Source organism: Sphingomonas kyungheensis (genome assembly GCF_037120395.1).
Taxonomy (GTDB): domain Bacteria; phylum Pseudomonadota; class Alphaproteobacteria; order Sphingomonadales; family Sphingomonadaceae; genus Sphingomonas; species Sphingomonas kyungheensis.
On sequence record NZ_JBBBDM010000004.1, the window covers coordinates 141,757 to 162,500 of the forward strand.

Below are 20,744 nucleotides of genomic sequence, written 5' to 3' on the forward strand. Positions count from 1 at the left end.
AGGCCTCATCGGCGCGATGCGCTACGACATCCGCCACATCACCCGCTTCGATTACGGCGGCAACGTCAAGTTCGCGCGCTGCAACCTGCGGCTCAAGCCGATCGACTGGCCGGGGCAGACGCTCGAGGATTATGCGCTCACCGTCGAGCCGGCCGGGCGGCTGAGCCCGGCGCGCGCCGAGGCGGGGCTGGCGCATGTCACGCGGCTGATGATCGACACGCCGGTGCGCAGCCTGACGATCGAGAGCCGGTCGCGGATGCGCGTCGACCGGCTGGTGCCGGTGCCCGCGGCGGACGACCCGACGCTGGGCGAGATCGCCGCGCTGGCGCGTGCCAGCCGCGACCTGTCGGCAGCGGGACCGGCCAATTATCTCTTCCCCTCGCCGCTGATCCCGCTCGACCACCAGATCGCCGATTATTGCGCCGCCGACCTCGATCCGGCGCAGGGCGCGCTGGCGGCGGGGATCGCGCTTGCCCGCCGCATCCAGCGCGACTTCACCTTCGATGCGACCGCCACGCTGGTCGACACGCCGCCGCACGAGGCCTTCGCCCAGCGCAAGGGCGTCTGCCAGGATTTCGCGCAGATCATGATCACCGGGCTGCGCGCCGCCGGCCTGCCCGCGGCCTATGCCAGCGGCTATATCCGCACCATCCCGCCCGCCGGCCAGCCGCGGCTCGTCGGCGCCGACGCCACCCACGCCTGGGTGCTGCTGTGGTGCGGGCCGGTGCATGGCTGGGTCGGGCTCGACCCCACCAACGGCATCTGGATGGCGGGCGACCATATCGTCATGGCGGTCGGCCGCGATTATGCCGAGATCGCTCCGGTCGACGGCGTCGTGCTCGGCTCGCAGGCGCAGAGCATGGCGGTGAGCGTCGACGTCGCGCCTTTGGGGTGAACGCGACTTCGGGGGCGCGCGCGCCTTCGCTTGAGGAAAGGTGCGCTTCGACAGGCTCAGCGCGAACGGGGGATCGCCGCTTTCCCCGCTATGCCGTTGGCCCTGAGCCTGTCGAAGGGCAGGTGTCCGCAGGCGAATGGCCGCTTGTGAGGGGACGCGCTTGCCTCGCCCCCAGCATCACAGATCCGGCAGCACCTGCTCCGCCACGCCCCAGCCGGCGAGCGCGCGCGACGATGCGCGGGCGATCAGCGCGTCCAGGTCGCGCACGCTCCATCGCCCCGCGGTGTCGAGGTCGCGCAACTCGGTCCACGATACCGGCGCGGCGACCGGCGCGCCGGGGCGCGCGCGCGCCGAATAGGGCATGATCGCGGTGCTGCCGCGCTGGTTGCGCAGATAGTCGATGAAGATCTTGCCCTTGCGCTTGGCCTTGGTCATCACCGCGACGAACCGGTCGGGTTCGGCCGCGGCGAGCGCGCGGGCGAAGCGGTCGGCGAAATCCTTGACCGCGGGCCATTCCGCCTGCGGCGTCAGCGGCACGACGACGTGGACGCCCTTGCCGCCCGACAGCAGCGGGAAACTGACCAGCCCCAGTTCGGCGAGCTGCGCGCTGACATGGTCGGCCGCGCGCTTGGTGTCTTCGAAGTCGAGCCCCTCGTCGGGATCGAGATCGATCACCAGCCGGTCGGGCTTTTCGATCGCGTCGATCCGCGATCCCCAGCCGTGGAATTCGATCGTCCCCATCTGCACACAGGCGACCAGCCCGTCGGCATCGTCGACGTAGAGATAGGGCTGGACCGAACCGTCCTTCTCGGTGACGTCGACATGGTGGACGGTGTCGCCGAAGCTGCCCGCGTCATGCTTCTGGAAGAAGCACTGCTTGGCGCGGCCCTGCGGACAGCGGACGAGGCTGACCGGCCGGCGCCCCGCCCAGGGCAGCATCACCGGCGCGATCGCGGCATAATAATCGGCGAGTTCGCCCTTGGTGACGTCGCTGTCGGGGAAGATGACGCGGTCGCGGCTGCTCACCTTGATATGCACCTCTGGCGCATCCGGCGCGGGTTCCGGCCGCTCGGCGACCACCGCGCTCGCCGCCTTGTCTTCGCGCAGGCCGAGGAAACTGGCGTGGCGCAGCACCTTGTCGGGCGTCACCTCGGCGAAGGCGACCTCGGCGACCAGCTCGGGGCGCAGCCAGCGCGCGCCGCGCAGCGCCGCCCGGAACGGCTTGAGGTCGGCGGCGGCGACCGGCGGCGCCTCGGCGGCGAGATCGGCGAACCGGCCGATGAGATCGTCCATCCGCGCCTGGTCGAAGCCGGTGCCGACCTTGCCGGCATAGCGCCAGCCACCGTCCTCATGCACGCCGAGCAGCAGCGACTTGAAGCCGCGCTTCTTGTCGGACGGCGTCCAGCCGATGATGACGAACTCCTGCCGCAGCGTACATTTCGCCTTCAGCCAGGTGCGGTTGCGCTTGCCTGCATAAGGCGCGTCGGCGCGTTTCGAGACGACGCCTTCCAGCCCCTCGCGGCACATCGCCGCATACAGCTCCTCGCCCGAGCCGAGCACGTGATCGGCATATTGCAGACGCGGGCCGTCGCGGAGGATCGCGCGCAGCCGGTCCTTGCGCTCGATCGTGGTCAGCGGGGCGAGGTCCTCGCCGTTGAGCGCGAGCAGGTCGAAGGCGCACAGCGTCATGTCGCCGCCGCTGGCGATCGCGTCCTTGAGCGTCGAGAAATCGGGCTTGCCGTCCTTGAAGGCGACGATCTCGCCATCGATCAACGCGCTGTCGACCGGCAGCTCGGCCGCCGCATCGGCGATCGCGGCGAATGTGTCGGTCCAGTCGAGCCCGCTGCGGGTATAGACCTTCGCCTGGCCGCCGGCGATCGCGACCAACGCGCGATAGCCGTCATATTTGACCTCGTGCAGCCAGCCGCTGCCGGTCGGGACGTGGTCGACCAAGGTGCAGAGCTGCGGCTCGCGGAACGCCGGAAAATCCTTTCCGGCACGGAGCGACGGGTCGACCACGCCCCGCGTGGTCGAGGATCGTCCGGGGGACGATCCGACCCCTCGCTGGGAACCGCGGCGCTTCTGCGCCGTGGTGGAGGGGGGGGCGCCGCGGGCGCTGCGCGTGCGGCCACCCCCCTCCACCAGCTTCGCTGGTCCCCCTCCCCGTGCCGGGGAGGATTTGCGAGCCTTGCCCTCGGCGATCTCGGCCATCGTCCGGCCGGTGGCGACGCTGGTCAGCGCTTCCTCGACCAATGTGTCGGTTCCGCCGGCATAGGCATCGTCGATCTTGCGCAGCAGCCAGTTCTCGCGCTTCTCCTTGCCGCGCGGCTTGAGCCGGATCAGCAGCCATTCGCCCTTCATCCGCTCGCCGTCGAGCGTGAAGTGGAGATGCCCCTTGTCGATATCCTTGGCCGATTTGCCCTTCACCGGCGCCCAGGTGCCGCGATCCCACAGCATCACCGTGCCGCCGCCATATTCGCCGGCGGGGATCGTCCCCTCGAACGTCGCATAGGAGAGCGGATGATCCTCGGTGCGGACCGCCAGCCGCTTCTCGTCGGGATCGAGGCTGGGGCCGCGCGTCACCGCCCAGCTCTTGAGCACGCCGTCGACCTCCAGCCGGAAATCCCAGTGCAGGCGGGTGGCATCATGCTTCTGGACGATGAAGCTGTTGCCGTGGCCGGGCGCGAGCGTGCCGGCCGGCTCTGCGGTCTTGGCGAAGTCGCGCTTGGCGTTGTAGCGTTCGAGGGGGTCGCTCATCGCCGTGGCGTCGCCTTATGCACGTTTCTTGGCCGGGGTCTTCTTCGCCGGCGCCTTCTTCGCGGCGGCGGGCTTCGCCTTGCCCGCTTCCATCGATTTCTTGAGCGCGGCCATCAGGTCGACGACGTTGCTCGATGTCTTGCCGCCTTCGTCCTTGTCCTCGATCACCTTGGCGCCCTTCGCCTTGCGTTTGCGCTCGACGAGGTCCTTGAGCGCATCGACATAACGGTCGTGGAATTCCTGCGGATCGAAGGCGGCGCTCTTCTTGTCGATCAACGCCTCGGCGAGGTCGAGCAGTTCGGGATCGGGCTTGCCCTGCGGGATATCGCGGAAATAGCTCTGCGCCTTGTTGACCTCGTCGGCGTAGCGCAGGGTTTCGAGCACCAGCCCGCGCCCGCACGGCTTGAGGCTGACGACATATTCGCGCCCCCGCATCGCCAGCTGGCCGAGCCCGACCTTCTTGGTGCGGCGCAGCGCCTCGCGCAGCACGATGAACGCTTCCTCGGCAAGATCGTCGGCGGGGACGACGAAATAGGGTTTCTCGTAATAGAGCACGTCGATCTCGCTCGCGTCGACGAACTGCGTCAGCTCGAGCGTCTTCTTCGACTCGAGCTTGACCGCGTCGATCTCGTCCTGTTCGAGCAGGACGAATTCGCCCTTCGACACCTCATAGCCCTTCATGATCTCGTCGGTGTCGACCGGGCCGACGCCGGTGACGATCTTCTCGTAATGGATCGGCTGGCCGGTCGGTTCGTGGATCTGCTTGAACGCGACCGCGGCGCCGCTCTTCGTGGCCGCGTAGATCTCGACCGGGATCGACACCAGCGCCAGGCGGATCTGACCTTGCCAATAGGCGCGTGCGGGCATGAGCGAGGCCTTATTATTGCGGGAGCGATTCAATTCGCGGGCGGCGGAGTCGTTCCGCGGCGGGCAAGTCCCCGGCGCCCGGTTCCGCGATCGGCCAACATGCGCTAAGAGCCGGGAATGGCTGACGACCCCTTCGCCCTGTTCGAGTCCTGGTACGCCGAGGCACGCGAAAGTGAGATCAACGATTCCAACGCGATGGCGCTCGCCACCGTCGATGCCGCAGGGCAGCCCGCGGTGCGCATGGTGCTGCTGAAGGGCCATGGCCGCGACGGTTTCGTCTTCTACACCAATCGCGAAGGCCGCAAGGCGGCGGAGATCGCAGCGGTGCCCAAGGCGGCGCTGCTGTTCCACTGGAAGTCGCTGCGCCGGCAGATCCGCATCGAAGGAGCCGTCAGCCGCGTCAGCGATGCGGAATCGGACGCCTATTTCGCCAGTCGCAGCCGTGATTCGCAGCTCGGCGCCTGGGCCTCCGACCAGTCGCGTGCCCTCGACAGCCGCGCGACCTTCGAGGCGCGCTTTGCCGAGATGGAGCGGCGGTTCGCCGGCAGCGACGTACCGCGTCCGCCGCAATGGGGCGGCTATCGCGTCACGCCGCACCGGATCGAATTCTGGCAGGATCGCGCGCACCGCCTGCACGAACGACGCCTGTTCACCCGCACCGCCGAGGGAGCCGCCGACGGCTGGACCGAAGGACTGTTGTTTCCATGACCCGTGACGAACAGCGCCAGCTGCTGCCGCTTGCCACCCGGGCCGCGCTCGCCAGCGTGGCGATGGCCTGCTCGCTGCTCGCGCTCAAGGGCTTCGCCGCCTGGCATACCGGATCGGTGGCGATGCTCGGCAGTCTCGCCGACACCGCGCTCGACCTGCTCGCCAGCCTCGTCACCCTGTACGGCGTGCGGCTCGCCGCGACGCCCGCCGACCACGACCATCGCTTCGGCCACGGCAAGGCGGAGGCGCTCGCCGCACTGTTCCAGGTCGCGCTGATCACCGCCTCGGCCGCAGGCATCGCCTGGCGCGCGATCGCCGCGCTGTCGGAGAACGGCCCGACCGCCGACGCCGAATTCGGCATCGGCGTGTCGATCGTCGCGATCGGCGCGACCATCGTGCTGCTCTGGTATCAGCGCTGCATCATCCGCCAGACCGGATCGGTCGCGATCATGGCGGACAATGTCCATTACCAGTCGGACGTGCTGCTCAACGGATCGGTGATCGTCGCGCTGGTGCTCGACCAGTATCTCGGCTGGCACAAGGCGGACCCGGTGCTCGGCATCGCCATCGCCCTGTGGCTCGCCTGGGGCGCCTTCCAGGCCTCGTCCAACGCGATCGACCAGCTGATGGACAAGGAATGGCCCGACGACGAGCGCGCCGCCTTCCTCGACGTCGCGGCACGCCAGCCGGGGCTCAAGGGCATCCACGACTTCCGCACCCGCCGCTCGGGCAGCCACGATTTCGCGCAATTCCATATGGAGGTGGATCGCGACCTCACCGTCGGCGCGGCGCATGACATCGTCGAATCGGTCGAACGTACCCTGCGCAGCACCTTCCCCAAGGTCGAGGTGCTGATCCATCTCGATCCCGAAGGCCATGTCGATACCGACAATCCGCTGGTCGAGGCGGACGTCACGCCGCACTGGTTCAGCAAGCGCCTCTGACCTCCTGCCCGAAAGCCCCAGCGATGCGAATCCCGTTTGCGCAGATCGACGCCTTTTCGGCGACGCCGTTCGGCGGCAATCCGGCCGCGGTGATGCCGCTGTCCGCGTGGCTCGCCGACGACGTGCTGCTCGCCATCGCCGCGGAGAACAATCTGTCGGAAACCGCCTTTCTGGTGCCGGACACGAGCGGCGCGGCGGATTTCGAGCTGCGCTGGTTCACGCCGGGCGCGGAGGTGCGGCTGTGCGGTCATGCGACGCTGGCGAGCGGGCATTTCGTGCTGTCGTCGGGCGGTGACGGCGATGCGGTGCGCTTCCGCACCCGGCAGGCGGGCGTGCTCACCGTCGCGCGTGACGGCGTCGGCTATGCGCTGGCGCTGCCGGCGTGGAAGCCCGAGCCCAAGCCTCTGCCCGAGGTGGTCGCTGCGCTCGGCGTCGACGGCGTGGTCGAGACGCTGTGGCGCGAGGGCGGCTATGGCGTGATCGTGCTCGAATCCGAGGCGGCGGTGCGCGAAGTCCGCCCCGACCTGCGCGCGCTCGCCGCGACGGGGGACCATCAGGCGATCGTCACCGCGCGCGGGCAGACCGCCGATGTCGTCAGCCGCATGTTCGCGCCCGGCGCGGGTGTGGACGAAGACCCGGTGACGGGATCGGCGCATGCGGTGATCGTGCCCTATTGGGCCGACCGGCTCGGCACCGACCGCTTCACCGCCTATCAGGCGAGCGCGCGCGGCGGCGCGCTGACCTGCCGGCTGGAGGCGGACCGCGTCGTGCTGGGCGGGGCGTGCGTGACTGTGATCGAGGGGACGTTCCTGTTGCCGTGATGAGTCGCGCGGCGCGGCTCACGGCAACCCGTTGGCGTCGCACGTAGACTATACGATTTCCCCTCTGGCGACTGCCGTCGGCGCAATCAGGGAAAGGCCGCGGCAAGAACAGCTTGCGCGATCCCGCTTGCTCATGACGTATCCAAATCGGATATAGTCAGGCGGGATCTTGGGGCGGGGGCCTTGGAATTCGTCTTGAATAGTCTGGATGGCGCGGCGCGCGAGTCGATGCTCTTCGCGTCGGTCGGCCTGTTGCTTGGCGGGATCGATGATCTTGCCGTCGATCTCTGCTTCCTTCTCTGCTGGATGGCGCGCTATCGGGTCGCCGATCGGTCGGTCGCTACGCTGCCGCCGCCGGCCAAGATGATCGTCGCGACGTTCGTCGCGGCTTGGCAGGAAGCCGCCGTGATCGAGGCGATGCTGGCGACGGCTTCGTCGCGCCTGGACGATGCAAATTGCCGTATTTTCGTCGGCGTCTATCCCAATGATCCGGACACGATCCGCGCAGCCGCGGCGGCGGCGGTTCGCGACGCGCGCATCCGCGTCGTCATCGGCGCGCATGCCGGCCCGACGACCAAGGCGGATTGCCTCAACAGCTTGTGGGTGGCGCTGTGTCGCGATGATGCTGACACCGGCCGGCATACGGACGCGGTCATCATCCATGATGCGGAGGATGTCGTCCATCGCGCGGAGCTGCGCGTCTTTTCCGCGCTGCTTCCGGATCATGCGGTGGTCCAGCTGCCGGTGCTGCCGTTGGTCCGGCACGGGTCCTGGGTGTCGGGCCATTATGCCGACGAATTCGCTTATGCCCATGGCGTGCAGCAGCCGGTGCGCGCGTTGCTCGGTGCACCGCTGCCGCTGGCCGGCACCGGCTGCGCGATGACGACCGCCATTCTCGCCGCGATCGCCGCCGAGCGCTCCGGCCGGCCGTTCGACACGATGAGCCTGACCGAGGATTACGAATTGGGCCTGCGCGTCTCCGCCTCGGGCAGGGGCGTCTGTTTCGCACGACTGCGTGATCCGGTCGACGGCAGCCTCGTCGCGGTGCGCGCCTATTTTCCCGAGCAGTTCATGGCGGCGGTACGGCAGAAGGCGCGGTGGATGACCGGCATCGCGCTGGCGGGATGGGATCGTATCGGCTGGGGCCGGCCGCACGCGCTGATCGATCATTGGATGCGGATGCGTGACCGGCGCGGCCCGATCGCGGTGATCGTCCTGACGGCGGCCTATCTCGCCGTGCTGCTGCTATCGATCACGACGAGCCTGCACTGGATCGCCGCCATTCCCGATGACGGCCGGCATATTGCGATGTGGCTGTGGTGGGCGACGACGGCGCTGTTCGGCTGGCGTCTTCTGATGCGCATGGCCTGTACCGCGAGCGCTTACGGCTGGGGAGAAGCGTGGCGGGCCGTCCCTCGCTTCTTCTTCGCCAATGCCGTGATGCTGGTCGCCGCGCTGCTGGCGCTGCGCCGCTACCAGCAATGGCTGTGCGGATCGGCGCCGGTCTGGGACAAGACGTCGCACCGCTTTCCGGAGCTGGAGCAGGGCGGGTGAGACGAGGCCGTCCGCTACGCTTCCTGACGCTGGTGCTGGCGCTGTGGATTTCGATGCGGCTGGTGGATGTCGATGGACGGCGCAGGCCATCCGGTGCCGCGCCGCCGACGGCGGCGGTGACCCAGGCGCACGGCAGCGGCTCGGCCCATCGGCTGACCCGAGCCGAAGCGCCGCTGCTCGCCGAGACACCGCATCGCGCGAGCCCGTGGCCTGTCTCTGCCGTTTCATCGCATACGAGTCGCAAAGCCGGCGAGCGCGTTGCCGTCAGAATCGCCGATCGGACCATGAAGTCATCGTCCGGCCGCCCCGCACTCGATGATCGTGGCGGTGCGATCGGCCGTGATGTCGCGCCTGTCGCGCTGGCGGAGCCGATGACCGCCGACCCTGCATCGCGAATCGTGCTCATGCCGGCTCCCTTCATCCTGACCCCGTACCGCTTGCCGCCGGTGGCGGCCGCGCGATGGAGCGGCAGCGCATGGCTGGTCGTGCGCGACGGCGCCAGCCTCGGACTGGCGAACGGCCAATTGGGGGCTTCGCAAGCCGGCGTGCGGATCACCTATGCCCTGACCGGCACCCGCCGGCTCGCCGCGGCTGCCCGAGTCTCGGCGCCTCGCACGGGTGTCGGGCGTGAGTTGGCGGTGGGGCTCGATTGGCAGCCGACGCGGGCGCCGGTGCATGTCATCGCCGAAGAGCGTGTCGCTCTCGACGAGGGTACGAGCGGCCCAATGATCGGCGTGATCGGCGGCTTTGGACCGGCTGCGATCGCCGGGCGATGGACCGCCGAAGCCTATGCGCAGGCCGGCGGCGTGGCGCGACGCGGCGGCGGACTGTTCGCCGACGGCGCGATCCGCGTCACCCGGCCGCTCGCTAGGACCGGTCGCCGGGCGATCGATGCCGGCGTGGGTGCCTGGGGCGGGATGCAGCCCGGTGTGTCGCGGCTCGATGTCGGCCCGTCCGTGGGGCTCGCTTTGCCCGTCGGCGGACATGCGCTGCGGCTTGCCGTCGACTGGCGGCAGCGGGTCGGCGGCGCCGCGTCGCCGGCTTCGGGCCTGGCCATCAGCCTTGGCGGCAACTTGTGATGGTCCGCGCCCGCGCACCGGCTATAAAGCGCGGCGTGGACGTCTATCTTCCCATCGCCAATCTGTCGGTCAATGCGCTCGTCATCATCCTGCTCGGCGGCGGTGTCGGCCTGCTGTCGGGGATGTTCGGGGTCGGCGGCGGTTTCCTCACCACGCCGCTGCTGATCATCTACGGCATCCCGCCGACCGTCGCCGCCGCCTCCTCGGCGAGCCAGGTGACCGGCGCGAGCGTCTCGGGGGTGATCGCGCATTTCCATCGCCGCGGCGTCGATACCAAGATGGGCGGGGTGCTCGTTGCCGGGGGGATCCTAGGCAGCTTCGCCGGCGCGTGGATCTTCCGGCTGCTGCAGGCGAGCGGCCAGATCGATACGGTGATCGGCGTCGTCTACGTCCTGATGCTCGGTTCGATCGGCACGCTGATGGCGCGCGAGTCGATCGGCGCGATCAGTGTCGCCAGCGGCCGCCGCCCGGTCAAGCCGCGCAAGCGCCGCCATCATCCGCTCGTCGCCGCGCTGCCGCTGCGCACGCGATTCTACGCCTCGGGCCTGTATATCTCGCCGCTCGCGCCCTTGCTGCTCGGCTTCGGTACCGGCATCCTCACCATCCTGCTCGGCATCGGCGGCGGCTTCATCCTCGTGCCGGCAATGATCTACCTGCTCGGCATGGCGACCAGCGTCGTCGTCGGCACCTCGCTGTTCCAGACCTTGTTCGTCACCGCGGTGGCGACGATGGTCCATGCGATGACCACCAAGGCGGTCGACATCGTGCTTGCCGGGCTGCTGCTGATCGGCTCGGTGATCGGTGCGCAATTGGGCGCGCGCTTCGCCACCAAGGTGAAGCCCGAATATCTCCGCCTCGCGCTGGCGATCATGGTGCTGCTCGTCGGGCTGCGGATCCTGCTCGGCCTCGTCTGGCGGCCCGAGGAGATCTTCACGGTCGAGCTGACGTGAGGCGCGCGCTGCCGCTGCTTGCGCCGCTGCTGATGGCACAGGCGCCCAAGCCGGTGCTCGTCCCCGACGTGTCGCAGCGCGATATCGAGATCGCCTACAGCTTCACCGGCGCCGAACTGCTGCTGTTCGGCGCGATCCTCTATCCCGGCGGGCGGCTGCCGCAGGGCGAGGCGCCGACCGATATCGTCGTCGTCGTCAAGGGGCCGACGCAGCCGGTGCTGGTGCGCGAGAAGAAGAAGGTCGCCGGCATCTGGGTCAATGCCGAGCATCAGCGCTACAGTTCGGTGCCGAGCTTCTACGCGCTCGCCTCGTCGCGGCCGATCGGGCGGATCGTCGACGCGCGCACCCGCGCGATCTACGAACTGGGGCTCGACAGCCTGCAATTGTCGCCGGGGTCGAACACCGCGACCGGCGTCGAACAGGGATTCCAGCGCGGCCTCGTCGACCTCAAGCGCCGCGCCGGCCTGTATCTCGAGGCGCCGCATGCGGTCGAGATCAGCGCCGGCGTGCTGTACCGGGCGCGGCTGACCATCCCCGCGCGCGTGCCGGTCGGGCGGTTCACCGCCGAGACCTTCCTGATCCGTGACGGCCGCGTGCTCGCCGCCGCGGTGCGCGAGATCGACATCCGCAAATCGGGCTTCGAACGCTTCGTCGCACGCGCGGCGGAGCGGCAGGCGATCCTCTACGGCCTCGCCGCGGTGGCGCTGTCGGTCGGGCTGGGCCTCGCCGCGGGGTGGATCGCACGGCGGTTCTAAGTCGCTGATGACGGTATCTTAACGGCCATCGGCTAGCATCCGCCGGTAATAAGCAGGAAGCAGCCGTGATGACCGACATGCCGGGGCCGGGCGTTTTCGCCGGCGCGACACCTCTAGCCGCCGCCGCGCCGGTGGCGGCGGGGGGCATGCCGATGCCGATCGGCTGCGTGCTCGCGGTCGCCGGCGGCGGCAGCCGCGTGCTGTTCGACCGTAACGCGCTCGAACTGATCGCGCAGGATGCCGATCCGGTCGTCGCCACCGCGGGCCAGGTCGGCGGCCAAATCAAGATGCGCGTCGGCGGCGCGTGGCTGATCGCCAATATCCGCAGCCTGGTGCTCGAAGGCACCGGCAACGACTGGGTCGCCGCCGATATCGATTTCCTCGGCGAGGGCGACGAGGAGCGGCTGACCGGCAAGCTCTACAGCTTCCGCCGCGGCGTCACCCGCTATCCGATCCCCGGCTGCGAGGTGTTCGCGATCACCACCCGCGACCTCGAACAGATCTATTCGGCGGCGGACCAGCCGCATATCCGCGTCGGCACCGTCTATCCGACGCGGTCGGTCCATGCGTCGCTCTACGTCGACGCGATGCTCGGCAAGCATTTCGCGCTGGTCGGCTCGACCGGCACCGGCAAGTCGACCGCGGCGGCGCTGATCCTCCACCGCATCTGCGAGCTCGCGCCGCAGGGCCATGTCGTGATGATCGATCCGCACGGCGAATATGCCGCGGCGTTCCGCGGCAATGGCGCGATCTACGACGTCAACAATCTGGCGATGCCCTATTGGCTGATGAACCTCGAGGAACATTGCGAGGTCTTCGTCACCGGCACCGGCGGCGATCGCTCGGTCGACCGCGACATCCTCGCCAAATGCCTGCTGATGGCACGCGCCAAGAACCGGCTGGGGCAGGAAATCGCCAAGCTCACCGTCGATGCGCCCATCCCCTATCTGCTCAGCGACCTGACCGCGATCCTCGCCGCCGAAATGGGCAAGATGGACCGCGCCGGCGATACCTCGCCCTATCTGCGGCTCAAGGCGAAGATCGACGAGATCAAGGCCGATCCGCGCTACAGCTTCATGTTCTCCGGCATGCTCGTCGCCGATACGATGGGCGACTTCCTCGCCCGCGTCTTCCGCATGCCGGGCGACGGCAAGCCGATCTCGATCATCGACGTGTCGGGCGTGCCGTCCGAGATCACCTCAGTGGTGGTGGCGGTGCTCAGCCGGATGACGTTCGACTTCGCGATCTGGTCGCGCAACGAGCCCAAGCGGCCGATCCTGCTCGTCTGCGAGGAGGCGCACCGCTACATCCCCAGCGATGCGCGCGGCGAGGGGCGGGGGGCCTCGGTCGGGCGGATCCTCAGCCGGATCGCCAAGGAAGGGCGCAAATATGGCGTCAGCCTCGGCCTGATCACGCAGCGGCCGTCCGACCTCGAAGAGGGCGTGCTGTCGCAATGCGGCACGATCATCGCGATGCGGCTCAACAACGAGCGCGACCAGGCGTTCGTGCGCGCCGCGATGCCGGAGGGCGCGCGCGGGTTCCTCGATTCGATCCCCGCGCTGCGCAACCGTGAATGCATCATCTGCGGCGAGGGCGTCGCGGTGCCGATCCGGGTCAGCTTCGACGCGCTCGAAGAGGGCAAGCGGCCGGCCTCGGGCGATCCCCTGTTCTCGACGCTGTGGCGCGATGTCGGCGGCGAGGAGGCGATCATCCAGCGCACCGTGCTGCGCTGGCGCGCGCAGGGGCGGTAAGCGCGCCGCCCGCGGCTAGCTGGTGCGGCCGGGCCGGACGGCGAGCAGGCTCGCCGCGCGTGTCTTGAAGCGGCTGAGCGCGCTGCCAGACAGCGCGTCGACCTGGGTGACGGCGATCGAGCGCGGGTTGATCGTCTGGCCGTTGCGCCACACTTCCCAATGGAGATGCGGGCCGGTCGACAGGCCGGTCGAGCCGACATAGCCGATCACCTGACCCTGACGGACGTGCTGGCCGCGCGTCACCGCGATCCGGCTCATATGGCCGTAACCGCTCGCCAGGCCGCCGCCATGGACCAGCTTGACGAAATTGCCGTAGCCGCCGGCGCGCCCCGCGCCCTGCACGACGCCGTCGAGCGCGGCGAAGATCGGCGAACCATAAGGCGCGCCGATGTCGAGCCCCTTGTGCATCTTGAGATAGCCGAGCAGCGGATGCATGCGGAAGCCGAAGGAGGAGGTGATCCGTCCCGCCACCGGCATGCCCATACTGCCGCCGCGCCGCTCGCCCTGGCCGCGCAGGTCGAACCAGCCCGGCCGGCCGTCGTCGTCCCACCGGACCAGTTCCAGCTTGCGCCGGTCCTGATCGATGCCGGCGAACAGCAGATCGCCGAGCTGGACTTCGCCGGTCGCGGCACGCTGCTGTTCGATGATGAGGTCGAACCCGTCGGCGGCGCTAACGTCGCGGCCGATCGACAGGCGTGTCGCCAGCGCCTTGATATAGCTTTCGACGATCCGCGCCGGTGCGCCCGCGGCCCGTGCCGACCGGTAGAGGCTCGACCCGACGAGGCCCTGGATGCGCAGCGGCGTGGTGTCGACGGCGATCGGCTGGCGCGTCATCGCCAGCCCGGCGGCGGTGCGGTCGAGGCTGAGCGCGAGGTCGAAGCGGGCACGCAGGCTGAGCTTTTCGAGCGGCCGCGCCACCGTCTTGGTCGGCCGCGCGCCGAGCGTCAGCGCGAGCCGGGTGCCCGGCTGGATATCGCCGAGCGTCACCGCCTGCGCGACGAGACCCGCCGCCGCCTGCGCGTCCTTGCGGCCAACGCCGGCGCGCATCAGCACATGGTCGAGATCGTCGCCCTCGCCGAGCGTCGCGCTGAGTTCGATCCGCGGGCGTTCGGGCGCCTCGGCGAGCGGCGCGACCAGATCGTTCGCCGCCATCCGCCGCCCGGTGTCGCCACCCCAGGCGAGCGGGGCGATCGCCTGCGTACGCGCTTCCTCATAGGCGACGCCGTCGAGCGGCGGCGCGACCGCGCCCGGCAACGGCGCGAGGCCGGGGGCGAGCAGCCATACCGTGCCGAGCAGCGTGCCGAGCGTGGCGAGGCCGCGCCACCAGTCGCGGCTGCCGATGTCGGCGCCGAGATCGGGTGCCCAGTCGAGCCGCCGCAGCCGCTCGATCGTCCCGATTCGCCGCGGCACCGCGAGCGCACGGCCGAACGGCCGGGCGGCGGTGCCCCCGGCAGATTCGAAACCCTGGTCGTTGCGCAGAAACACGAAGCGCGCCTCATCTCAGCTACGGTGTCGCCGATCACCCCCCGGCGCGTCGACGCTGCCTGTAAGGCGCATTGTTGAAAGTCAAATTAACCGGCGGCGGCTGCGACGGACGGTGGTGCGGGCGCGGCGGTCCGGGGGCGGGCGGCGGCTTGGTCGCTGCGGTCGTTTTGCCTCATTGCGCGATCGGTCGGGAGGCACGATGTTACCCTTATGAAAGCGGCGGTCACCGCGGTCCTCGGACCGACCAACACGGGCAAGACCCATCTCGCCGTCGAACGGATGTGCGCGCATTCGAGCGGGATCATGGGCTTCCCGCTGCGGCTGCTCGCGCGCGAGGTCTACGACCGCGTCGTCAAGCTGAAGGGCGCGGACAGCGTCGCGCTGGTCACCGGCGAGGAGAAGATCGTCCCGCCCAACGCGCGCTGGCACCTGTGCACCGTCGAATCGATGCCGGAACACGACGCCGCCTTCGTCGCGCTCGACGAGGCGCAGCTCGGCACCGATGCCGAGCGCGGCCATGTCTTCACCGACCGGCTGCTGCGCCGGCGCGGACGCGAGGAGACGATGATCCTCGGCTCGGAAGCGCTGCGGCCGATGATCCGCACGCTGGTGCCGGATGCCGAGATCATCGTCCGCCCGCGCTTCTCCAAGCTTACCTATGCCGGCGCCAAGAAGATCAGCCGCCTGCCCAAACGCTCGGCGATCGTCGCGTTCAGCGCCGAGGAAGTCTATGCCGTCGCCGAAATGCTGCGCCGGCTGCGCGGCGGCGCGGCGGTGGTGATGGGGGCGCTCTCGCCGCGCACGCGCAACGCGCAGGTGGCGATGTTCCAGGCGGGCGAGGTCGATTATCTCGTCGCCACCGATGCGATCGGCATGGGCCTCAACATGGACGTCGCGCACGTCGCCTTCGCCGGGCTCAGCAAGTTCGACGGTCGCCGCAGCCGCCGGCTGACCGTCGCCGAGATGGCGCAGATCGCCGGGCGCGCCGGGCGGCACCAGCGCGACGGCACCTTCGGCGGGGTCACCGAGGAAGGGCCGGGTGCCTTCCTCCCCGAAGAGGTGTTCGCGATCGAGGAACATCGCTTCCCGCGCATCGAGCAGCTCTACTGGCGCAACGGCGAGCCCGATTACGCCAGCATCGATGCGCTGATCGCCAGCCTTGAACGGCGGCCCGAGCCCGGCGTGCTGCTCGCCGCGCCGCAATCGACCGATCTCGCGGTGCTCAAGCGGCTTGCCGACGAACCGTGGGTGCGCGAGCGCGCGCGGTCGCCGGCGATGGTCAAGCGGCTGTGGGCGGCGTGCGGCCTGCCCGATTTCCGCAAGCTCGGGCTCGATCCGCACACCCGCTTCGTCAGCCGCGTGTTCGGCTATCTCAGCGAAGGCCGCGGCGTCGTCCCCAACCAGTGGTTCGCCGACGAGGTGACGCGGCTCGATACGATCGCCGGCGATGTCGAGACGATCGCCGGGCGGATCGCGGCGATCCGCAGCTGGGCCTATATCGCGCAGCGCGCCGACTGGCTCGCCGATCCCGCCGCGGGGGCGGAACGGACGCAGGCGATCGAGGAGCGGCTGTCCGACGGGCTCCACGCCAGCCTGACGCAGCGCTTCGTCGACAAGCGCACCACCGCGCTGATCCGCCAGATCGGCGCGGACGCCTCGCTGCTGCCGGTGGTGATCGGCGCCGAGGGCGAGGTGCTGGTCGAGGATCATGCGATCGGCCGGCTCGACGGCTTCCGCTTTACCGTCGACCCGCAGGCGCGCGCGACCGACCGCCGGCTGCTGCTCGCCGCGGCGGAGCGCCACCTCAGCGGCGAGCGGCGGCGGCGTGGCGAGGCGCTGGTCGCCGCGGAGGATGCGGCCTTGGGAATCGAGGGCGATGCGTTGCTGTGGAACGGCCATCGCGTCGCGCAGCTGCTGCCGGGGCCGTCGCTGGCGCGACCGCAGCTGCGGCTCGACCGGGATCTCGACTGCCTCGCCAAGCCGCTGCGCGAGGCGGTGGCGGCGCGGCTCGCGCGCTGGCTCGCGGCGATGCTCGACCGCCATGTCCCGGCGCTGGTCGCGCTGGCCGAGGCGGCGCGCGACCCGCAGGCGACGCCGTCGCTGCGCGTCGTCGCCGGCGAGCTGGAGGCGGCGGGCGGGCTGGTGCCGCGGCTGGCGATCTACGAACCGGTCGACGCGCTGACCGCGGACGAGCGCAAGCGGTTGCGCCGCATCGGCATCACCATCGGCACGCTCGACCTGTTCGATCCGCGGCTGCTCAAGCCGGCGGCGGCGCGCTGGCGGCAGACGCTGCTCGGCGTGCGCGGCCGGGGTGCCGTGCTGCCGCGCGAGGGGGCGACGGTGTTGCCGCGCGGCGGCCTCGGCGCGCAGCTCGCCACCGGCTTCCGCCCGCTCGCCGCGCAGGCAGTGCGTGTTGACCTCGTCGAGCGGATCGCGCGCAGCGCGCATGACGCGCGGCAGGGGCGCAAGCCGTTCGCGCCCGATCCTGCGCTCGCCACCTCGATGGGGATCGCGCCGGCGACATTCGAGCGGCTGATGGCCGAACTCGGCTTCCGCACCGTCCCCGCGCGCGAGGATGCGCCGCCCGCCTGGGTGTGGCGCGGCCGCCGGCCGCCGCGGCGTGCCGAACGACCCGCACCGTCGCCGACCGGCGCCTTCGCCGCGCTGGCGGCGTGGAGCGGCCATGGCTGACACGATGCGGATCGACATGTTCCTGTGGTTCGTGCGTCTCGCCAAGACGCGCAGCATCGCGCAGGCGCTCGCCTGCGACGGCCGGTTGCGCATCGACGGACGGCGGATCGAACGCAGCGCCGCCCCGGTGCGCGTCGGCAATATCCTCACCTTCGCGTTGCACGACCGGGTGCGCGTACTCCGCGTCGAGGCGCTGCCGACCCGGCGCGGACCGGCACCGGAGGCACAGGGATGCTATCAGGAGCTGGTAGCAAACGTATCGACGGCGAACGGCATCGATTGACGTCGGCGGGAACGCGGCATAGCAGCCTCGCGTTCATCACCCGTCTTTCCCTCGCCGCATTATCGTGGCCGCAGGGCCGCAAGGAACCAGAATGACCTACGTCGTCACCGATGCCTGCATCCGCTGCAAGTATATGGACTGCGTCGAGGTATGTCCGGTCGACTGCTTCTATGAAGGCGAGAACATGCTCGTCATCAACCCCAGCGAGTGCATCGACTGCGGCGTGTGCGAGCCCGAATGCCCGGCCGAGGCGATCCTGCCCGATACCGAGAGCGGGCTGGAACAATGGCTGGAGCTCAACACCACCTTCTCGGCGCAATGGCCCAACGTCACGCGCAAGCTCGACCAGACGCCGCCCGACGCGGATGCGATGAAGGGGGTCGAGAACAAATACGAGCAATTCTTCTCGCCGGAGCCCGGCGCGGGCGACTGAGCGGGCGAATCACGTCGGCGGTCTTGGCGGTAAGTCAGCGCGACTGGCTTAACGGCGCTGGTAATTTTGTTGCGACTGTGTTAAAAGTGTCCACGACGGGCATGATGAGTCCTGCCCGTCAGGAGACACTCGTACCAACCATCCTCGCGATCCGGCCCGGCGGTCCCCGCCCCGGATGATCCCGGCGACGGATGTGATCCAGAAAGGCCCGTTCATGGCTGCCAAGGCATTGTCCTTCGATGTCGGTGATTACGTTGTTTATCCGAAGCATGGCGTCGGCCGTGTGATCGAGCTGCAAAAGCAGGAGATCGCCGGGTGCAGTCTCGAACTGTACGTGCTGCGCTTCGAGAAAGAGCGGATGACGCTGCGCGTCCCCACCAACAAGGCCGAATCGGTCGGCATGCGCAAATTGTCGTCCGACAAGACGATGCGCGAGGCGATGGAGACCCTGAAGGGCAAGCCCAAGGTCAAGCGCACGATGTGGTCGCGCCGCGCTCAGGAATATGAGGCGAAGATCAATTCGGGCGACCTCGCGTCGATCGCCGAAGTGGTCCGCGACCTGTTCCGTGCCGACGACCAGCCCGAGCAGAGCTATTCGGAGCGGCAGATCTTCGAAGCGGCGTGCAGCCGTCTCGCCCGCGAACTCGCCGCGATGGAAGAGATCGACGAGCCCAAGGCGCAGGAGAAGATCCTCGACATCCTCCGCGCCGCCGCGGCGATCTACAACAAGGAGAAGGTGCCGGCGTAACCGCTGGTAACTTCGCTGATGACGAGGGGGCGGTCCTGCGGGGCCGCCCTTTTTTTGGGCGAGACGGTCGCATGACGATGGGGCGGCTCGCACCGGCGCTTGCCTCTCCGCTGATAGTGTATTATTGATGCAATACACAAGGAGGGACGGGCGATGCGCAACATATCGATGGCGATGGCAGCGATGATGCTGGTCGGTTGCTCGATGGGATATGACGATGGCGCCGCGCTCGCCGCCAAGGGCAGCGGGCCGAGCCGGACCTATCCGGCCCAGGGCTTCTCGCGGATCGACGTCACCGGCAGCGACGACGTCGACGTGCGGCTCGGCAATGGCTTTTCGGTGCGCGCCGAGGGGCCGGCGGACGAGCTCGATACGCTGCGCATCGCCGAAAGCGACGGGACGCTGACGATCGGACGCAAGCGCGGCATCGGCTGGGGCCGCCACCGCGCGGTGAAGGTGTTCGTGACGCTGCCGCGCCTCGCCGAAGCGCGCGTCACCGGCACCGCGACGGTGGCGGTCGACCGGATCACCGGCGCCGGCTTCAAGGCTGAGGTAAGCGGATCGGGCGACCTCAACATCGCCGCGCTCACCGTCGACACGGCGGATCTGTCGATCACCGGCACGGGTGACGTACGCGCCGGCGGTGCGGTCAAGATGCTCCACGTCGCGGTGGCGGGGACCGGCAGCGTCGACGCCGCGGGGCTGCGCGTCGCACGCGCCGATGTCTCTGTCGCCGGCACCGGCGACGTGCGCGCCGCGGTCGACGGTCCGGCACGGGTCGCGATCAGCGGCACCGGCGATGTCGATCTCGGCGCGAGCGCGCGCTGCACCGTCAGCAATCACGGCACCGGTTCGGTCCGCTGCGGCGGCTGACTTGCCCCGGGGCTCGGCGGATGCGAGTCTCCGGCCGATGATCCGCCTGCTCGCTGCGCTCGCCCTGCTTCCCACCGCCGCTGCCGCCGAGCAGCGCGACGTTGCGCTCGGCAGCTTCGAGCGTGTGCGGATCAACGGCAGCTTTGCGGTGACGATCGCCACCGGTGCCCCCGCCGCGACGGTGGAGGGTGACCGCGCGGCGATCGGCGCCGTCGACCTCCACGCCGACGGCACGACGCTGACCATCCGCCAGACCAATGCGACACGCTGGGGCGAACAGCGGCAGGCGGCGACGGCGCCGCTGCGCATCCGCCTGACCACGCCGCGCCTCGCCGCCCTGACCGTGATCGGCGGCAGCGTGGTGACGGTCGCGCAGCTCAAGGGTGCCCGTGTCGACCTGTCCGCGGCGGGGACGGCGACGCTCGCGGTCGCCGCGGTGGAGGCGGACCAGCTCGGCGTGCAGCTCGCCGGCGACGGCAAGATCACGCTCGCCGGACGCGCCACCGATGCGCGGCTTGTGGCGAGCGGGACGGGGACGATCGAGGCCGCGGCGTTGGCGACCAACGACCTCACTGTCCATCTCGACGGACCGGGCACGGTACGCGCGCAGGCGCGCTACACCGCTTTGGTCGCGAGCAACGGTCTGGGGATGGTGAGCGTCGCCGGGCGGCCGAAATGCCGCGTCGTCGCCAGCGCCGGCGCGCCGGTGACGTGCGGCACGGGGGAATAGGCGACCCGGCTCAGATCAGCGCGAGTTCCGCCAGCCGGCCGATCAGCGCCGGCGGCATCGCCGCCAGCCCGTCCGTCTCGCCGCCGAGGTCGAGCGGCGCATCCGCCGCCTCGAGATAGCGCCAGCCCTGATGCGCGCGCTTGGGGCGGGTCTGCACCAGCACCAGGGCGGGATCGATATGGATCGCGACGCGGCCGCCCTCCGCCTCGCCGAAGCCGGTGATCGCGGAGCGGGCGACGAGCTGGTGCTTGAGGATCCAGAACAGCGATCCGACCCCGGCGACCTCCTCGTGTCGCTTGGGCAGGTAGCGGGTGGTGAGGAACACCGGCCCATCGGCGGCGCGCAGTGTCAACCGCTCGGCGAGATGTTCGACGCTGGTCGCGCCGAAGGCCACTTTCGTCAGGTGCAACATGGCCTTGG

General features: G+C 69.6%; 19 protein-coding genes. 15 read left to right on the top strand and 4 right to left on the bottom strand.

Features of this window, described 5'->3' with window-relative positions:
* Window positions 1-16 precede the first annotated feature (16 nt).
* Entirely contained in the window at window positions 17-895 is an 879-nt protein-coding gene (locus tag V8201_RS11520) for a transglutaminase family protein (RefSeq protein WP_037535329.1), read from the top strand.
* A 177-nt stretch (window positions 896-1,072) separates the two neighbouring features.
* On the opposite strand, the gene ligD is transcribed toward V8201_RS11520, so the two are convergent.
* Both ligD and ku read right to left on the bottom strand, forming a co-directional pair.
* Complete coding sequence (gene ligD / locus V8201_RS11525) at window positions 1,073-3,652, bottom strand: DNA ligase D (RefSeq protein ID WP_336545369.1); 2,580 nt, start codon at window positions 3,650-3,652, stop codon at window positions 1,073-1,075.
* A gap of 15 nt (window positions 3,653-3,667) precedes the next feature.
* Window positions 3,668-4,519, bottom strand: a complete 852-nt coding sequence (ku, locus tag V8201_RS11530) for a non-homologous end joining protein Ku (protein WP_037535210.1) — start codon at window positions 4,517-4,519, stop codon at window positions 3,668-3,670.
* Between the two features lie 117 nt (window positions 4,520-4,636).
* Between ku and pdxH the strand changes: the two genes are divergently transcribed.
* From pdxH to V8201_RS11570, 8 genes are all read left to right on the top strand, one after another.
* A complete protein-coding gene (gene pdxH, locus V8201_RS11535; protein WP_037535209.1) occupies window positions 4,637-5,227 on the top strand; it encodes a pyridoxamine 5'-phosphate oxidase in 591 nt (196 codons plus the stop codon).
* On the top strand, window positions 5,224-6,171 hold the full coding sequence (locus V8201_RS11540) for a cation diffusion facilitator family transporter (RefSeq protein ID WP_336545370.1): 948 nt from the start codon (window positions 5,224-5,226) through the stop codon (window positions 6,169-6,171). The genes pdxH and V8201_RS11540 overlap by 4 nt, the downstream gene beginning before the upstream one ends.
* 23 nt (window positions 6,172-6,194) lie before the next feature.
* Window positions 6,195-6,992: a PhzF family phenazine biosynthesis protein gene (locus V8201_RS11545; protein WP_037535207.1), complete on the top strand. Its 798-nt coding sequence runs from the start codon at window positions 6,195-6,197 to the stop codon at window positions 6,990-6,992.
* Between the two features lie 195 nt (window positions 6,993-7,187).
* The gene (locus tag V8201_RS11550; RefSeq protein WP_271299672.1) at window positions 7,188-8,546 is read left to right on the top strand and encodes a glycosyl transferase family protein; all 1,359 of its coding nucleotides are present in this window, start codon (window positions 7,188-7,190) and stop codon (window positions 8,544-8,546) included.
* 32 nt (window positions 8,547-8,578) lie between these two features.
* Window positions 8,579-9,625, top strand: coding sequence for a hypothetical protein (locus tag V8201_RS11555; RefSeq protein ID WP_336545371.1), 1,047 nt, complete (start codon window positions 8,579-8,581; stop codon window positions 9,623-9,625).
* A 35-nt stretch (window positions 9,626-9,660) separates the two neighbouring features.
* Window positions 9,661-10,575: a sulfite exporter TauE/SafE family protein gene (locus V8201_RS11560; RefSeq protein ID WP_271299670.1), complete on the top strand. Its 915-nt coding sequence runs from the start codon at window positions 9,661-9,663 to the stop codon at window positions 10,573-10,575.
* Between the two features lie 32 nt (window positions 10,576-10,607).
* Window positions 10,608-11,330, top strand: coding sequence for a TIGR02186 family protein (locus V8201_RS11565; RefSeq protein ID WP_051583523.1), 723 nt, complete (start codon window positions 10,608-10,610; stop codon window positions 11,328-11,330).
* Window positions 11,331-11,398: 68 nt separating this feature from the next.
* Window positions 11,399-13,081: an ATP-binding protein gene (locus V8201_RS11570; RefSeq protein ID WP_037535204.1), complete on the top strand. Its 1,683-nt coding sequence runs from the start codon at window positions 11,399-11,401 to the stop codon at window positions 13,079-13,081.
* Between the two features lie 15 nt (window positions 13,082-13,096).
* On the opposite strand, the gene V8201_RS11575 is transcribed toward V8201_RS11570, so the two are convergent.
* Window positions 13,097-14,566: a M23 family metallopeptidase gene (locus V8201_RS11575; RefSeq protein WP_336545372.1), complete on the bottom strand. Its 1,470-nt coding sequence runs from the start codon at window positions 14,564-14,566 to the stop codon at window positions 13,097-13,099.
* Window positions 14,567-14,776: 210 nt separating this feature from the next.
* On the opposite strand from V8201_RS11575, the gene V8201_RS11580 reads away from it, so the two are divergent.
* The 6 genes from V8201_RS11580 to V8201_RS11605 all read left to right on the top strand — a co-directional run bounded on the left by V8201_RS11580 (window position 14,777) and on the right by V8201_RS11605 (window position 20,324).
* The gene (locus V8201_RS11580) at window positions 14,777-17,257 is read left to right on the top strand and encodes a helicase-related protein (protein ID WP_336545373.1); all 2,481 of its coding nucleotides are present in this window, start codon (window positions 14,777-14,779) and stop codon (window positions 17,255-17,257) included.
* On the top strand, window positions 17,250-17,540 hold the full coding sequence (locus tag V8201_RS11585; RefSeq protein ID WP_037535201.1) for an RNA-binding S4 domain-containing protein: 291 nt from the start codon (window positions 17,250-17,252) through the stop codon (window positions 17,538-17,540). The genes V8201_RS11580 and V8201_RS11585 overlap by 8 nt, the downstream gene beginning before the upstream one ends.
* 91 nt (window positions 17,541-17,631) lie before the next feature.
* On the top strand, window positions 17,632-17,973 hold the full coding sequence (fdxA, locus tag V8201_RS11590; RefSeq protein ID WP_038664097.1) for a ferredoxin FdxA: 342 nt from the start codon (window positions 17,632-17,634) through the stop codon (window positions 17,971-17,973).
* Window positions 17,974-18,187: 214 nt separating this feature from the next.
* Window positions 18,188-18,721: a CarD family transcriptional regulator gene (locus tag V8201_RS11595; protein WP_037535326.1), complete on the top strand. Its 534-nt coding sequence runs from the start codon at window positions 18,188-18,190 to the stop codon at window positions 18,719-18,721.
* A gap of 153 nt (window positions 18,722-18,874) precedes the next feature.
* Window positions 18,875-19,594, top strand: coding sequence for a head GIN domain-containing protein (locus tag V8201_RS11600; protein ID WP_336545374.1), 720 nt, complete (start codon window positions 18,875-18,877; stop codon window positions 19,592-19,594).
* A gap of 37 nt (window positions 19,595-19,631) precedes the next feature.
* Window positions 19,632-20,324, top strand: a complete 693-nt coding sequence (locus V8201_RS11605; RefSeq protein ID WP_336545375.1) for a GIN domain-containing protein — start codon at window positions 19,632-19,634, stop codon at window positions 20,322-20,324.
* A gap of 10 nt (window positions 20,325-20,334) precedes the next feature.
* Here the strand turns inward: V8201_RS11605 and V8201_RS11610 are convergent, their stop codons facing one another.
* Window positions 20,335-20,736, bottom strand: a complete 402-nt coding sequence (locus V8201_RS11610; protein ID WP_037535197.1) for a DUF1489 family protein — start codon at window positions 20,734-20,736, stop codon at window positions 20,335-20,337.
* Window positions 20,737-20,744 lie beyond the last annotated feature (8 nt).